Origin of the sequence: Clostridium sp. chh4-2 (assembly GCF_002899675.1) — a bacterium.
Lineage (GTDB): Bacteria > Bacillota > Clostridia > Lachnospirales > Lachnospiraceae > CHH4-2.
In genome coordinates, this window is sequence record NZ_PKUU01000012.1 from 62956 (window position 1) to 79571 (window position 16616).

Here is a 16616-nt window from a genome sequence, read left to right on the forward strand (position 1 = left end):
CACAGGAAAGGCCGTATAGACTGCGGGAGCCGGACCGGACGGCAGAGGTCCCCCGGGCCGTGAATCGTAACTAATTAATGAAAAAAACGTAATATTCAACTTGACAGCTGTTCCCATATGGAATATAATCCCATTTAATACAATTCATATTAAAATAATATGAATTAAATAAAACAAGATGAGGAGACACGAGTATGGGAGAAAAAATTAAGAGAGCGGACAGAAAATTAAAATTTGAGACATTACAGCTTCACGCAGGTCAGGAACTCCCGGACCCGGCTACCGGAGCCAGGGCGGTTCCGATCTACCAGACGGCATCCTACGTATTTGACAACTGCCGTCATGCGGCCGATCGGTTTAATCTGTCGGACGCAGGGAATATCTATGGAAGACTTACCAATCCTACGGAAGATGTGTTCGAACAGAGGATGGCATCTCTTGAAGGAGGCGTGGCCGCTCTTGCGGTGGCGTCCGGAGCCGCGGCCATCTCCTATACTTTCCAAAATCTTGCTCATGCGGGAGATCATATCGTAGCCGCTCAGAATATTTACGGCGGAACCTACAATTTCCTGGCTCATACATTTAAGGAATTTGGCGTGGAAACCACGTTTGTGGACCCTTTTGAGGAAGGGGCATTGGAAAATGCCATCAGAGAGAACACCAAGGCGGTCTTCATCGAAACGCTGGGCAATCCTAATTCAGATGTGGTGGATATCGAATATGCCGCCAAAGTGGCCCATTCCCACCAGATTCCTCTTGTAATTGACAATACGTTCGGAACTCCTTATCTGATCCGTCCTATTGAATACGGCGCTGACATCGTGGTGCATTCCGCTACAAAGTTCATCGGCGGCCACGGCACCACCTTAGGCGGAGTCATTGTGGACAGCGGCAGATTTGATTGGGAAGCGTCCGGCAAATTCCCGTCTTTGACGGAGCCGAATCCCAGCTATCATGGAGTCAGCTTCACAAAAGCTGCGGGAAAGGCCGCATTTGTGACCAAGATCCGCGCTGTGCTTTTAAGGGATACGGGGGCTACGCTGTCGCCGTTTCATGCATTTTTACTGCTTCAGGGGTTGGAAACATTGTCCCTCAGAGTGGAACGCCATGTGGAAAATGCGCTGAAAGTGGTTCAGTATCTGAACGCTCATCCGATGGTGGAAAAGGTTCATCATCCATCTGTTACGGAAGATGAGAAACAAAAGGAGCTTTACCGGAAATATTTCCCGGGCGGAGGCGGTTCCATCTTCACCTTTGAGATAAAGGGAGGCGAAGAAAAGGCCAGGGAATTTATCGATAATCTGGAATTATTTTCCCTTCTGGCCAATGTGGCGGATGTAAAATCCCTGGTGATTCATCCGGCTTCCACCACCCATTCCCAGCTGAACGAAGCGGAGCTTTTAGAGCAGGGAATCAAGCCCAATACCATACGTCTGTCCATCGGAACCGAAAATATTTCGGATATCTTACAAGATTTAGACGAAGCATTTAAGTCGGTAGAATAGCATTGTATATTCAGCTGTTTTATGTTAAAATCCAAATGGCATTCAGTTGACATATAACGAAAATGGCAGAGATTTTATATGAAAGGATTGTAACTGTTCAGCAGGTCTGCGCATTTACAAAGGGTTTTAATCATGGAGCAGCAACGTGAATTACGCAGCAGAAGAAAAAAAGATTCAAAAGGAAGCGTCATAGCGGCGGCAGCTGTATTGGCCGTTATTGTATTGCTGGCTTTGGCAGCTGTTGTATACGTTCAGATGGGAAAGAAATACAATTCGCTGTTCTTCCCCAACACGACGATTAACGGGATTGATGCTTCGGATAAAACCGTGGAAGAGGTAAAAGCGCTGATTGCGTCCGGCATTGACAGCTATGTGTTAACCATAAAAACGCGGGGAGACAAGACGGAAACAATTTCAAAAAATGATATCGGCCTCTATTGTGAATTCGACGGCACCCTGGAAGAAATTATCGCAGGGCAGAATACGAATGAATGGCTGAAACATAAAAAGAACACCACGGAATATGTGATCGATACGATGATCGAATACGACCAGGATGCATTTGATAAAGCGGTAGAAGGTCTGGAGTGTCTGGATGAAGAGAAAATGGTTAAACCGGAAGACGCCCATCTGTCGGATTATGTTCCCGGACAGGGATATACAGTGATTCCGGAGACAGACGGAACCCAGGCAGACCCTAAAGTGGTAAAGGAAAAGATATCGGAAGCGGTTATGAGCCTTAAAAATGAACTTGTATTAGAAGAAACAGGCTGCTACGCCAAAGCGGCTGTAACAAGTGAAGACGAAGCCCTTAACACCGCCGTTCAAAACCTGAATAAATACGTGAACATGAAAGTGACTTACAAATTCGGAGATAAGCAGGAAGTGCTGGACGGTGAAACCATACACCAGTGGGTATCCGTCAACGCGGATTCCACTATCGCTTTGGACACCGATCAGATAAAGGAATTTGTAAAACAGCTGGCTAAAAAATACGATACGGCCTATCAGCCAAAGACTTTAAAAACCAACTCAGGAAAGACGGTTAAAATCGTCGGCGGAAATTATGGATGGAGAATTAACCAGTCCGCAGAAACGGAGGCATTAACAGCCGTGCTCCGGTCGGGAGAGAGCCAGACCAGAGAGCCGGAGTATCTTCAGAAAGCGGCCAGCCACGGTGAAAATGACTATGGCAATACATATGTGGAGATCAATCTGACAGCGCAGCACATGTGGTTTTATAAAGACGGAAAGATGCTGGCGGAAGCCGATTTTGTATCCGGCAACGAATCAAGAGGCTGGGCAACTCCTGCCGGAGCCTATCCGCTGACCTATAAACAGAGAAATGCCACGTTAAAAGGCGAAAATTACGCAACTCCTGTGGATTACTGGATGCCGTTTAACGGCGGAATCGGCCTCCACGACGCCGACTGGCGTAATAAATTCGGCGGAACCATTTATAAAACCAACGGTTCCCACGGATGTGTAAACCTGCCGCCTTCTGTGGCGAAAACCGTTTATGAGAACATTTCAGCCGGAGATCCGGTTCTCTGCTACCATTTGGAAGGCAGCGAATCAAAAGGCACTTCTACTGTGACACCGCCTGCGACAACACCTGCAGCCACTCAGCCGCAGACCACTCCGGCAGTACCGGAAACTCCAGCCGTGCCTGAAACGTCGCCTGCAATCAGCACGCCTCCTGAAACGTCACCTGCGCCGGAGACCACCCCGTCGCAGCCTCAGACCACAGACGGAGGAGTCGGAGTCGTTACGGCTCCCGATACCACCACAGCGCCGCCGGATACGCAGCCTTCCACAGAAAATTCCCACCCCAAGGGCCCTGGAGAGCCGGGAGCAACAGCCCCGTCAAAACAGGAGAAGGGACCGGGGGTTTAATATGGGAGAGTACATACATAACCATAACCGGTCGGTGATCAGCAGAGAAGATCTGTGGGATCTGATGAAGCAGCTTCATCCTGACCTGTCGAAAGAATCAATGGACTGGTTCGTATACAATTGCCAGGAACAGCACATCTTTAAACGCATCGGCCGCAACATGTATACCCTGGCCGGAAGTGAACTGGATAAAGAGCGTTATGAACCGGAATATTCCGAGCTGTCCGCCAAAGCCATAGACCTGCTGGAAATGAAGAGACCCATCTCTTCATACCAGCTTTGGGACAGCCGGATGCTGGAAGAATTCCTTCCGTCCGGCGCCGGATTTCCCCATCTCGTGTTTGCGGAAGTATCAAAAGAGCAGATGGAGCCGGCATTTGAACATCTGCGCCGAAATCTGGACTGCAATGTCTGGCTGAAACCGGCTCATCAATATTTTAATAAATATCTGGAAGGGGAGACGGTTGTCGTTCTCCCCCTTTCCTCCGAATCCCCGCGGCACAGAGATGATCCGCATAAGGTGAGGCTGGAAAAGATACTGGTGGATTTATTTGCAAATAAACTGCTTCTGGGATTGTTGGAAGAAGAGGAAAGACAGGCGTTTTATGAGGCCGCATTCCAGCTTTATCTGATCGACGAAAGTACCCTTTTCAGATATGCAAGACGGCGTAACAAAGAAAAGGTTATACGGAAATTTATAAAAGAAAAAACAACGATCACCTTGCTCGGAGAGTAAGGTGGAGGAGTAAATCTTTGTTTAGTTAACTAAGAAACGCCGGAAAGAAGGGGAAACCTGGGCGGGCGGCGGTAATGGAAACGGATAGGGGATTCGGGTTACGCCCCTAAGTGATACTAGGCCGCCAAGAGCGGAAAAAGGCAGCGCGGCGCCATTCACGATGAACTCTTTATGACTTCATCGTTCAGTGGCGCCTCAAATACTGATTCGGAATTCAGTATTTGGCTGCCTTTTTCCGCTCTTACCGACCAAGTATCACTAAGGGTCTGCACACGATCCCCTATCCGTTTCCATTACCGCCGCCCGCCCAGGTTTCCCCTTCTTTCCGGCTGTTGCTTGGCTGGCTAAGGATAAAAAAGATTTGGTGGATTGTGGGTAATAAGTTTTTACATCAAGGGTGAAGGCTTTTCTGAAAATGCCTTGATGATTTAATGTAAAGGGTGAGGTCATTTTGCGAAATGCTTTGACGTTTAAAGTAAAACCCCAAGGCATTTCTGAAAATCCCCTAATATTTGTGTAGATGAGCTATGTAAATATGATTCTACATAAATATCGATGCACTCATATTGTTTTTAACCTGGCCAGCGAAAACCAGCACGGAATGGGGAGGCGGAACCGGAAGCCGAAGGTCAAAGGGGCTGTCCGGGCCGGGGAAGGAAGATGCAGCCGGATGGGATCGTATGGAACCCCTGTAGAACTACTTAGGCCCGTAAGGGCAGAACGAGGCAGGTAAAAACTGATTTCCGCCTCAGTTTTTAAAGCGCCTCTGAGCAGCGAAGTCATCAAGAGTTCACTGCGAATGGCGCTGGCCTGCCTCGTTCTGTCCTTACGGGCCTTAGTAGTTCTTAGGGGCGAATCCCGAATCCCATCCGGCTGCATCTTCCTTCCCCGGCCCGGACAGCCCCTTTGACCTTCGGCTTCCGGTTCCGCTTCCCCATTCCGTGCGTACCTTTCCCAAACTCAGTTAAATCACAATATAGTCAACTCTTTTGGGAAAGCGGTTAGATTTTGTTTGCCGTCCGGCGACAGCCAGATCATGTCTTCGATGCGGACTCCGAACTTGCCGGGGAGATAGATGCCCGGTTCCATGGTGATTACGTTTCCAACGGAAAGCAGATCTTTGCTTCCTTTGGAAGCCCTCAGGCCATCGTGGCAGATTAAGCCTACGGAGTGGCCGAGGCCGTGTCCGAACGTACCTTTATATGGGGTGGAGTCGATGACCGCGCGGGCGGCATTGTCCACTTCATCTCCGGTCTTTTTGGGGGCCAGTCCGTCGATGCCGGCAAGCTGGGCTTTTAGAACCAGATCGTAAACTTCTTTCATCTCGTCTGTCGCATATTCTAAGGCGAACGTTCGGGTCATATCGGAACAGTATCCGCCTATTTTAGCTCCAAAGTCCAGGGTGACAAAATCGCCGGGCTGCAGCGTCCTCGTTCCTGGAAATCCGTGGGGGAGGGAGGAATTGGGGCCGCTCAGGATGATGACCGGGAAGGCCAGTCCTTCTGCTTTATTTTTGTACAGCCGGTATACCATTTCCGCTACCAGATCCTGTTCCGTGACGCCGGGGCGTATCATGGGAAGGAGTTCTTTTAGAGACTGCTCTGCGATCCGTTGGGCGCGGATCATGCATTCGATCTCTTCCGGCAGCTTTTGATGCCGGAGATTTTCTAAAAGGCCGTTGAGAAAAATAGCGGTGCAGGGAAGAGTCTCTGTGTAACGCCGAAACTGGCTGACTGTCAGAGTGTTGTTTTCAAGGGCCAGGGAGCTGAGTTTTAAGTCCTCCGCAAGTCGGCATATGATGGGGACGAAATCCCCATCGGCCTGCTCCAAATGAACACCTGATTCAGAAAAATGCTTCTGTGCCCCTTCAATGGTGCGGAAATCGGTAAAATACCAGCTTTCGCAGGGGGTGACCAGTAAAACGGCGCTGGCAAAAAAGTCTGTCAGGTAAAATAAGTTGGTGGAAGAGGTCACAAGCGCGGCCTCAATCCCTTCCCTTTTCAGAGCTTCCTGGAAAAGTTTTAGTTTCTTCATATTATATGGTTCCTTTCTCGGTCCGGCAGAAAACCAGCCGGAACCCAGGTGTTCTGCATCGTTCCTAAATCTGCCGGCCGGCGATATCCCTTGCGGTTTCTGTTATGGAACCGGAACCGTGGGCGGCCTCGTATTCTTCTTCGGTAACCATGCGGAGGGCATTTGTGGGGCAGACGCGGACGCAGGCGGGCTCCATTCCGTGTTGGAGGCGGAGATAGCAGCCGTTGCATTTCTCCATTTTTCCTTGGGCGTTGAAGGAGGGGGCTCCGAATGGACAGGCCATGGAGCAGCTATGGCATCCGATGCAGTCGGTGGTGTCGAATATGGTCAGATCGGTTTCCGGGTCCTTTTTCAGGCAGCCTACCGGGCAGGCGGTGATGCAGGGAGCCGGTGAACAGTGCATGCAGGCTACGGAATAGTGGGTGAATACCGGTTTTTCGTCTTTGTGCTGCATTTCAAATATGGTGCGGAAAGGGGCATTTCCCGTTTTGGGATCATAGTCATTCTGATCCATGCATGCCACCGCACAGGCTCCGCAGGAACAGCAGAGTTCAGCATCAAAGTCCAGAATCATTTTTTTCATGGAAATCTCCTTTCTTTGCAACACGGCACCGGTTGGAACGGACAGCCGGGAATCCGGAATAAGGGTCCAGGCGGCCGCAGTCCACCAGGTTATTGAAATTGGCTTCCCGGTAGTCGTGATACAGGCTGACCAGACCGGGCGGGTTGTGGTAGGACAGGTTGGCGCAAACGGTTACGCTTCCCGCAGGCGTGCTGATTTCAATCACGTCATCCTGGGCAATACCCATGTTTTTGGCATCGTCGGGATTTAGATCGGCCATGGCTTTCGGCCTCAGGCTGCGAAGCCAGCTAACGTCGTGGAGCCTGGAATGGAGGGCGTTGGGAAGACGTCCGCCTGAGGTGAGGGTGAAAGGATACATTTCCTCATCTATGGAATCCAGTGGCTCTCTATAGGTAGGGAGCGGGTCCAGCCCCCATTCGGGATGGGCTGCGATCAGCTCTGATTTCAGTTCAAATTTTCCTGTCGGCGTTTTCAGCCCACGTTTTAAGGCTGCCATCTCCTGATGAGGCTTGAATTCCGGCACTTTAAGGGGCACATTGGCTTCCTGAAGCTGGTCTACCGTATAAGAAATGGGGCTGAGTATGTATTCCAGGCAGGCCCGGTAACCCTTTCTCAGCAGAGGGTCATCCAGATTCAGATAATTTGCCAGATCGCACATAATTGTGGTATCCGGTTTTGATTCATAAAGCGGTTCGATGACCGGTTTGGTATAAAATGCATATCCGCCGGGATAGGACTTGAATTCTTCCCGTTCAAAGGAACTGCAGGCCGGCAGCACGATATCCGCATATTGACAGGTATCCGTCATGAAAAGGTCGGTATCCACAAAGAAATCCAGCTGTTCCAAAGCCCGTTTCATCTTTTCGCTGTCCGGGAACATTCTGAAATTCATTCCAAATGCCACAATCGCTTTCAGCGGATAAGGTGTTTCCTCTAAAATCTGTCTGGAAATGTCCATGGACTGCGTTTCATGCTCCAGCAGATTCCAAAGCGGAAACCGTTTGGCGCCCACCGGATCGGCCATAGGAGCTTTTCTGGCTTCGGCCACAAATTCATGTTCCAGGGTGTGATAGCCGGAGGCCTGATGGACATAGGTAAATTCTACGGGCATTTGACCGCCTTTTTTATCGTAGCTTCCCGTGATGGCTGTTAAGGCCATGATCGCCCGGTAGTTCTGCATCCCGTTGATGTGATGGGCCAGAGGGGCGGAGCTTTCGCGGACGCTGATGGGGCCGTTTTCGTGGATCATTTGGGCGGCGGCCAGCACTTTTTCATAAGGGACGCCGGTCAGCTCTTCCACGTTGGTTTCATTGAAGCCGCGGCAGTATTGGGCATATTCTTCAAATCCGTGTACGTATTGATCGATATATTCCTTGTCAATCCAGCCGTTTTGAATCAGGACGTTGGCAATTGCCAGAGCCAGAGCTCCGTCTGTGCCGGGTTTTGGCTGTAAAAACAGGTCGGCGATTTTTTCGGCGGTCTGGGTATACATGGTGTCCACGATGATGAATTTGCAGCCCGCTTTTTTCAGGCGTTCCGTGCTTTTAGCGCCTAAATAGCCTGAAAAATAAGGGTTATGGGCCCAACCCAGAAATAGTTTTGTATTCTTCATATCAGGCCGGGCAGGGGATGCGGTGGCAGTCTGCCATGCCATAAGACCCGATGTGAAACAGGAACTGGATTCCGTGCCGTAGTTAGGCGTGCCAAAGGAGTAGGCCAGGCGCTGAAGGATTGGCCGGTACCATTTGCTGTATCCGGAGAAAAACTGGACGGACTGGGCTCCGTATTCCGCTTTTGCCGCCAACAGTTTGGACGCGATGGTCTGATATGCTTCTTCCCAGGTTATCGGTTCAAAGGAGCCGCTTCCTTTTGGGCCGGTCCGCTTTAACGGGGTCTTAATCCGGTCTTCCCGGTAGATATACTGGCGGTTGGCCGCTCCCTTTGTGCACAGAAGCCCTTTGTTTAACGGGTGGTCCTTTGTGCCTTCCACTTTTATAATCACGCCGTCTTTCACATAGGCATCCACACCGCAGTGAGAGGAGGGGGAACAGATGTCACACAAGGTGTGACGGATTTCAATTCCTGTTTCAGGACAGGGAATTTTCGCTTTTATCAGTTCTTCAATTCTTGTCATGACTGCCTCCTTCCAGCTGCCGGATCAGTTCTTCACTCAGACCTTCCCTTAACAGAACACCTTTCTGCATATCGGAAATGACCTGATGGTGGTTTTGCAGAATACTCAGCAGATGGTTTTTTAATATTCCGCTGATCCGGCTGCCGCCCAGGATGTTGATTCCCGCCAGCACGCCGTCTTTTTTAACCGCTTCGATCCATAAGTCTTTTTCTTTATTTTCAAATGTTATAACCGTTCCCTGAATCCGGTTGTCACCGAATCCAATGAAATCCATATCAAAGAAATGAGTGATATTATGTAAAATATTGCCTTTAAATTCTTTTTTGCTGCCCGCCATATTGGCTCCCGCCGTGTATCCCTGATAGGCGGCATTGGCCCATAACCCGATGATCTGAGTGGTCTGGCTCTGCAGATTATTTCCTTCGCAGCAGTCCCCGGCCGCATAGATGCCGGGACAGGAGGTCTGCATATCCTGATCCACCACAATTCCCCGGTTCACCTGAATGCCCGCAGCTAAGGCCAGAGATGTGTTGGCTCTGGTTCCGATGCAGAGGGCGGCCACGTCGGCCGGAAGCTGTGATTGGTCGGAACACTCCACCGAAAGGGCCGTTTCATCTCCTTTCCGGATTGCCGAGAGGCCGGAGGAAAATTTAAGCTTAACGCCTTTTTCCATAAGCCGCTTTTCAATCCGTTTGGCCGTTTCCGGATATGCGGCCAGAGGAAAGATATGGGGAGACATATCCACTAGAGTGGTGTCCATTCCATTGTTGTAGAGCACTTCCAGCACCTTGATTCCGGCCATGGATGCGCCTACGACAACCGCTGAGGTCATGTTTTCCGTTTCCAGCAGCTTTTTCAAATTTCTGGAATCATCCAGAGTTCTCATATAGACCGTCCGTTCGGGACAGTCGTTGGGCAGAGGTGGTATCAGGGAGCGGGCTCCGGTGGCGATGAGGATTTTGTCATACCGGCGGACGGTTCCGTCCTCTAAAATGATTTCTTTCTGCTCTGCATTTAAAGAGGCTGCGGCAGTATTGGAAAAGATATTGGCCTTATAGGCCAGAGCGATATCTTCCAATTCGCCAAATGGAAACATCCCTTCGTAGCGAAGCCTGTTTGAGGCATAATAAGTGGTGAGCATGGGATTATAAGGGGCGTCCGGGTGGTCGGAATAGATATCCACATTTCCCGTGGAATCTGCATCGCGGATTGCGGTCAGCGCATAATAACCGGCACATCCGAAGCCGATGATTGCATAAGATGCCATAGTTAACTCCTTTCTAAAGAGGGAAAATGAGCTTCATGCATCTGAATCAGACGGTCCAGTGCCTGTGAAAGCAGTTCCTTAGAACAGCCGATATTCATCCGCATGAATCCATAACCTCCTGTTCCGTAGTGATTTCCGTCGTTCAGCCCCAGATGCCAGGTATGAATCAGCTCCTGATGAAGGCTGTCGTCGTTCATATTAAATGAGTTAAAATCCAGCCACATGAGAAATGTTCCTTCCAGGACAGACGGTTTGATGTTGGGCGCCGAAGCGGCCAGACGTTCAAAAACCAGCCGCGCATTGCCTTCTATGTAGTCCAGCTGTGCGTCCAGCCAGTTAAAACCGTGGGTATAAGCGGCGGCTGAAGCTTCCATGGACAGGACAGACGGATTTAAAAGCCAGGCGCTTCTCAGCTTTGAGAAGATCTTATCATGAATTTCCTGATTGGGAATCAGCATGCCGGAGACGCCCAAACCGGAGATGTTAAATGTTTTTCCAGGAGCGACGCAGCTTACTGCGATAGGATGGCTTTCAGGGAAAGAGAGAACAGACGTATACCGGTTGTTAAACAGTTCAATATCACAATGGATTTCGTCGGAAACCAGGTATACATGATAGCGGCGGCACAAAAATACAACCCGGGAGACTTCATCCTGCGTCCAGACCCTGCCCACGGGGTTGTGAGGATTGCAGAAGACCATAAGGCGTACCCCGCCTTTTAATTCCTCTTCCAGCCCTTCGAAATCGATCTGATAGGTGTTTCCGGTGTAAATCAGAGGATTTTCTGTTACCCTTCTTCCGGTGGATTCGATCACTGCCTGAAAAGGATCGTAAACCGGCGTCTGGATCAGCACTTTGTCGCCGGGTTTTGTCAGAGCCTGTATGCTGTAGCTGATGGAGGTTACAACTCCGCAGCAGGCGCGTATCCAGCTCTTTTGGAGCGTCAGGCCGTGACGCCTGCCGAACCAGTTGATGATGCTGGTATAATAATCCTCTGACGGGAAACTGTAGCCGAAGATGGGGTGGCTGCATCGGTCATTTATGGCTTGGGTCACTTCTTGGGGACAGTTAAAGTCCGTATCCGCAATCCATAACGGCAGCAGGTCCTCTTCCTGGAATTTCCCCCGGCTCCGGTCCCATTTGATACAATTGGTTCCCTTTCTGCATACTGGTTTATCAAAATTAAATTCAGGATCCATAAGCGCAAAACTCCTTTACCCTTTTCTTTTAATGTTACTATTGGTAAAAGGATAAGTCCAATACATGCTTTTTATTAGTTGATATACAAATCCATATTAATTATTTAAAAATCAGATTAATTAAAAATGAAAATGATAAAAAATGAAAATTCATTCTTGCAGTCTGAGGATAAGGTTGATATAATTTAGCCAGATTGTTGAGGTGGAATGTTGAATTTACTGAATGGAGGCAGACATGGATATCGTCCAACTGGAATATTTTAAGGCTGTTGCGGAATCAGGGCATCTGACCAATGCAGCGAAAAAGCTGAATGTAGCCCAGCCGGCTCTCAGCGTCAGCATAGCGAGGCTGGAGAGCGAGGTGGGAGTGCCCCTTTTTGACCGTATTGGAAGGGGAATTTATCTGAATAAATGCGGCGAAATCTATCTGGAACATGTGGAACAGGCCCTGGATATCCTGGAAAAGGCTCAGCGGGAAGTGGATACCTACTGCAAAAAACTGGAAAATGTATTGAATCTGGGCATTGTCAGCAAGCCGTTTTCCCAGATGATGCTGGTGCATTTTAAAGAGCAGTTTCCAAACAGCCGGATCAGGCAGATCAATATAACCCCTGACAGCATTGAAGAAGAGCTGCAGAAAAATGAGGTGGACTATGTGATTTCCAGCCGCCTCAGTTCGGCCCCCGGCATCGTGGGAGAGATGATCCGGGAAGAGAAGATGATGCTGGCCGTTTCATCCGCTCATCCGCTGGCTAAGAGTAAGTCCGTCCGCCTGTGCGATTTAAAGGGCGAGGAATTTATCAACTTGCCCAAGGAGTACGAATACAGAATGATCACAGACGAGATGTGCCAGGATTCAGGATTTACGGCCAATGTGACCACGGAATGCTTCCACTGCCATATGGCGGAGATGGTGGCGGCCGGAGAGGGCATAGCGCTGATGACCGAAGAGCGTGCTAAGAAAAATGTCGGAAACAGCCAATTAGTTTTCATCCCCATCGTAGACCCGGAATATACCCGCAAACACTATATCGTGTGGAAAGCCGGCCACCATTTCAACGGAATGGCAAAGGAATTCCGCAAGTACGTAATCAGCTATTTCGAATCAGAGTGCGAAGGCGAATGCTCCGGCTGCGGCTGAGTTGACGTGAATTTGTTATTTAACCGAGTTGGCGAAAGGGGGACGCACGGAATCGGGATGCGGAACCGGGAGACGAAGGGCGGAGGGGCCGTCCGGGCCGGCGGAGGAAGATACAGCCATATGGGATTCGGGATTCGCCCCTAAGAGCTACTAAGACCCGTAAGGGCAGAACGAGGCAGGCCAGCGCCATTCGCTGTGAACTCTTTATGACTTCACTGCTCAGCGGCGCTTTAGAAACTGACACGGAAATCAGTTTCTACCTGCCTCGTTCTGCCCTTACGGGTCTAAGAAGCTCTAAGGGGTTCCATACGATCCCATATGGCTGTATCTTCCTCCGCCGGCCCGGACGGCCCCTCCGCCCTTCGTCTCCCGGCTCCGCATCCCGATTCCGTGCTGGTTTTCGCTGGCCTGGTTAAAAACAATAGTTGTTCTTCTGTATTTGCGTAGAATTCATTTACATGGATCGTTTACATAGATCGTGAAGAGATTAACAGAAATACTTTCAGGTTTTTACTTTAAACGTCAAGGCATTTCGCGAAAAGCCCTCACCCTTTACATTAAATCGTGAAGGCATTTCTGAAAAAGCCTTCACCCTTGATGTAAAAACTTACTCCTCCATCCACCAAATCTTTTTTACCCTAAGCTAGCCAAGCAACAGCCGGAAAGAAGGGGGAACCTGGGCGGGGGGCGGAACGGATGAGGCATCGGGGATCGTGTGCAGACCCTTAGAGGTACTTAGCCGGCAGGAACGGAAAAAGGCAGACAAATACTGAATTCCGAATCAGTATTTGAGGTGCCCCTTGAACGATGAAGTCATCAGGAGTTCATCGTGAATGGGCACCGCGCTGCCTTTTTCCGTTTCTGGCGGCTTAGTACCTCTTAGGGTCGGAACCCGAATCCCCGATGCCTCATCCGTTCCGCCCCCCGCCCAGGTTCCCCCTTCTTTCCGGCGTTTCTTTCTAAACTAAATAAAGATTTCCATTGTCAGAATTTATTGGGGATTGGGGATAGAAATCAATTATCATTCATACGTATTTTGATATTAATAGATAAAAATCGTATATTGGACGGTTGATTTGCTGATATGATACTATGGGTTTAACAAATAATTAACGGTAAATTGCGGTAATTATGAAAAAATCACCGAGGGTGAGGAATGTCTGGAGGGACTGTTAGATGAAAGACAAACTTGACAAGCTTATGAATCGAGCATTTAGAAAACCGCTGTACCGGATAGCTGTGATCGTGTTTGGTCTTCCCACTTTTATAGTGGCGTTCCTGGGGTTTATGATTAACAGGAAAAAGGAAGAGGCGGAATACGGCAGATACCGGGATGCGGCGCAACGTGATGCAGAAGGGGATGGAACACTGCAGAGGATACGGGACAGCGCCAAGTATTATCTGGCAAACAAGTACCGGTATTTTGGAAAGCAGGAAAACAGCGCTGAATTCCAAAAGGAACTGGATCGGCAGATTAAAGCGGATACGGAAGAAGAGATTTCCGCAAGAGTGAAGGCTGCTTACCTAAAAGACGGTAAAAGCGGACAGAAAACCTTTGTACAGTATTTATGCGGATGTTTGGAGAATAAGGCGTGGCTGGCATTATCCGTTATCACATCCTTTCCCATGTATATCTTATTGCTGATCTTTTCCAATGCATACAGCCGTTACATATTTGAACGTTTGATAATGATGATTTTCGTGGCCTTCGGTGTGGTGTTTGTGGTATTTACCATTCTTCATTTCGCTTCATCCAGTCCGGCGCTTAATGTGCTCGGCGAAGCGGCTACACAGCAGCAGATTGATGATTTTAACCATGTATACGGGCTTGATAAACCTTATATCATGCAGCTTTTCCATAACTTCAAAAATCTTGCCACCTTTAACATGGGCAATTCCTATTCCGGCAATGAAGACGTTATGGCGGCTATTATGAGAAAGTTCCCGGTAACATTGGAGATGAGCGTTTACGCCTTCCTGATTGCGGTTGTTATATCGATACCGATTGGAATTCTGACGGCGGTAAAACCCAATACGGCGTATGACTATATATTCATGTTCATCGCTTTGGTAGGTCTGTCGCTGCCGGCGTTCTGGTTTGGTATGGTTATGATATTAAACTTCTCCATTAACACCCATTTGCTGCCTGCTTCCTATGTGGCGGACAACAAACTGTCGCTTTTGATGCCGGCCATTGTGCTGGGGACCCATCTGGCGGCCAGCTTAGCGCGTAATACACGTTCCGCTCTTCTCGAGGTGCTGGGACAGGATTACATCGTTACGGCGAAAGCCAAAGGTCTGAGCAATGTGAGGGTAATCGTAAAACATGCGCTTGGAAATGCGATGATCCCCATCGTAACCGTAGCGGGCCTTCAGTTCGGCGGTATGCTGGGCGGCTCTGCGATCATAGAAAAAGTATTTAACGTAAAGGGAATCGGAAGCTATGTTGTGGATAAACAGTTCCTTCCTGATATTCCGGCAATTCTGGCAGGCGTGGTATATGTGTCCATCATTATCAGCCTTATGAACCTGGCGGTTGACCTGATTTATGTATATCTTGATCCACGTATCAAGTCCAGGCTGAAGAGCCAATAAGGAGGGTAAGGATATGAAAACTGAAAATTATTTTATAAAGAAAGCGAATATACGGAAATTAAACCGCTTTCAGGAACAGAAAATACTGGCCTTCGGATGCGGCGGTTCCGCTCTGCTGGCGTTCATCTCAGCGGCCCTGTCATTTGACATTAAGACCAAATCCTTTGGAGCCGCTCCGCTTTTAATCGCGGCGGTTTTCATCGCAGAGGCGGCCGTGGCCTTTCTGATCTGGCAGGCGGTGAAAAGCCAGATATTAAAGAACAATGGAATCAGCAGAGGGCTCAGGCTGACAGGAATCATTCTGGCGGCCACGATTATAAACGGCAACATCTTTTGCGCCCTTGCGGGACTGATGCTGATTAAGAAAGAAAAAAACCTGGAATATCTCATAGGGTGCTACATGGTTCTGGTTGAAGTTCTGATCATGATCGTGTCCTATATGAACGTATTTAAGCCTTATGTATGCGACACATTTTTCCTGGGAATGGGAGTGTTAGCGGTTGTGATTCTGATCCATGCGGTCAGCCTCCCCCTTGTGGTAACTCATGTTAACGGTAATAAAGCCGATAAAATGATGGCTGTTCTGGGCGTTATCCTGATCGCCACCACACTGACCGGCAATCTGTTTTCCCTCCTTTTAGGAGCAGTGCTGATTCGAAAGAGCTGGACAAAAGACGATAATGTATCGATCGGCTGGGTGGACGTGGTAAAGCGTCTTTTCAGAAGCCAGATGGCGGTAATGGGAGCTTTTATCATCGTATTTCTGCTGACCCTTTCCATCTGTGCAAATCTGACGTTTGATTACGGAATTGCCATTGACAATGATTATTCACTGATTTTAAATGCGCCGAGCCTGGCTTATCCGTTTGGAACCGATGATTACGGGCGCTGCGTATTTACAAGGGTTGTGTTTGGAGCCAGAATTTCCTTAACTGTAGGTATTGTATCCACTGCTTTGTCCATTATAGCAGGAATCCTTTTGGGAGCGGTGGCAGGATTTTATTCGGGAAGTACGGATAATATCATCATGAGAATCCTTGATGTGTTCATGGCAATTCCCGGACTTCTTCTTCCGATCGCCATCATCGCGGCATTTGGAACCAGTACGGTCAACATCGTGATCGCCCTTGGAATCGGAGCGATTCCAAGCTACGCCAGAACCATCAGGGCGTCTGTTCTCACCCTGTCCGACGCGGAATTTGTGGAAGCGGCCAGGGCTTGCGGAGCAAAAGACAAGGTGATCATATTTAAACATATCCTGCCCAATTCCATGGCTCCTTTGATTATCAGAGCCACATTGGGAATCGGCGCAGGCGTTACGGCAGTCAGTTCCCTCAGCTATCTGGGACTTGGAATCCCGCCTCAGATACCGGAATGGGGCAACATCCTGAAAGCGGGAAGTTCCTATCTGGAAACAAACGCCTATATGGCCATATTCCCCGGATTCGCAATTGTGCTCCTGGTGCTGGCATTTAACTTTTTAGGTGACGGACTGAGGGATGCACTTGATCCAAAACTGAAGTAGG

At 49.1% G+C, this 16616-nt stretch carries 13 protein-coding genes; 7 read left to right on the forward strand and 6 right to left on the reverse strand.

Annotated features, from left to right (window positions below; all coding sequences use genetic code 11):
* Positions 1-194: 194 nt before the first annotated feature.
* From C0033_RS13905 to C0033_RS13915, 3 genes are all read left to right on the forward strand, one after another.
* Complete coding sequence (locus tag C0033_RS13905; RefSeq protein WP_103228482.1) at positions 195-1505, forward strand: O-acetylhomoserine aminocarboxypropyltransferase/cysteine synthase family protein; 1311 nt, start codon at positions 195-197, stop codon at positions 1503-1505.
* A 132-nt stretch (positions 1506-1637) separates the two neighbouring features.
* A complete protein-coding gene (locus C0033_RS13910) occupies positions 1638-3401 on the forward strand; it encodes a L,D-transpeptidase/peptidoglycan binding protein (protein ID WP_103228483.1) in 1764 nt (587 codons plus the stop codon).
* A 1-nt stretch (position 3402) separates the two neighbouring features.
* Complete coding sequence (locus C0033_RS13915; protein WP_103228484.1) at positions 3403-4137, forward strand: DUF6577 family protein; 735 nt, start codon at positions 3403-3405, stop codon at positions 4135-4137.
* An 835-nt stretch (positions 4138-4972) separates the two neighbouring features.
* Here the strand turns inward: C0033_RS13915 and C0033_RS27645 are convergent.
* The 6 genes from C0033_RS27645 to C0033_RS13945 form a co-directional block, all read right to left on the reverse strand.
* The gene (locus C0033_RS27645) at positions 4973-5095 is read right to left on the reverse strand and encodes a hypothetical protein (protein ID WP_278320752.1); all 123 of its coding nucleotides are present in this window, start codon (positions 5093-5095) and stop codon (positions 4973-4975) included.
* Between the two features lie 11 nt (positions 5096-5106).
* Positions 5107-6171: a Xaa-Pro peptidase family protein gene (locus C0033_RS13925; protein WP_103228486.1), complete on the reverse strand. Its 1065-nt coding sequence runs from the start codon at positions 6169-6171 to the stop codon at positions 5107-5109.
* A gap of 64 nt (positions 6172-6235) precedes the next feature.
* Positions 6236-6754, reverse strand: coding sequence for a 4Fe-4S dicluster domain-containing protein (locus C0033_RS13930; protein WP_242984500.1), 519 nt, complete (start codon positions 6752-6754; stop codon positions 6236-6238).
* Positions 6729-8888, reverse strand: coding sequence for a molybdopterin-dependent oxidoreductase (locus C0033_RS13935; protein ID WP_103228487.1), 2160 nt, complete (start codon positions 8886-8888; stop codon positions 6729-6731). Before C0033_RS13935 ends, C0033_RS13930 begins: the two co-directional genes overlap by 26 nt.
* Positions 8875-10155 (reverse strand): FAD/NAD(P)-binding oxidoreductase, encoded by a 1281-nt coding sequence (locus C0033_RS13940; RefSeq protein WP_103228488.1) that lies wholly within the window; start codon positions 10153-10155, stop codon positions 8875-8877. The genes C0033_RS13935 and C0033_RS13940 overlap by 14 nt, the downstream gene beginning before the upstream one ends.
* Positions 10156-10157: 2 nt before the next feature.
* Positions 10158-11354 carry a MalY/PatB family protein gene (locus C0033_RS13945; protein WP_103228489.1) on the reverse strand — a complete coding sequence of 399 codons (1197 nt, stop codon included), beginning with the start codon at positions 11352-11354 and terminating at the stop codon, positions 10158-10160.
* A gap of 235 nt (positions 11355-11589) precedes the next feature.
* On the opposite strand from C0033_RS13945, the gene C0033_RS13950 reads away from it, so the two are divergent.
* The 4 genes from C0033_RS13950 to C0033_RS27450 all read left to right on the forward strand — a co-directional run bounded on the left by C0033_RS13950 (position 11590) and on the right by C0033_RS27450 (position 16615).
* Positions 11590-12495: a LysR family transcriptional regulator gene (locus C0033_RS13950; RefSeq protein WP_180994737.1), complete on the forward strand. Its 906-nt coding sequence runs from the start codon at positions 11590-11592 to the stop codon at positions 12493-12495.
* Between the two features lie 28 nt (positions 12496-12523).
* Positions 12524-12649, forward strand: a complete 126-nt coding sequence (locus C0033_RS27650; RefSeq protein ID WP_278320753.1) for a hypothetical protein — start codon at positions 12524-12526, stop codon at positions 12647-12649.
* A 1022-nt stretch (positions 12650-13671) separates the two neighbouring features.
* Positions 13672-15090, forward strand: coding sequence for an ABC transporter permease (locus tag C0033_RS13955; protein WP_103228491.1), 1419 nt, complete (start codon positions 13672-13674; stop codon positions 15088-15090).
* Positions 15091-15103: 13 nt separating this feature from the next.
* Positions 15104-16615: an ABC transporter permease gene (locus C0033_RS27450; protein ID WP_103228492.1), complete on the forward strand. Its 1512-nt coding sequence runs from the start codon at positions 15104-15106 to the stop codon at positions 16613-16615.
* Position 16616: the final 1 nt, after the last annotated feature.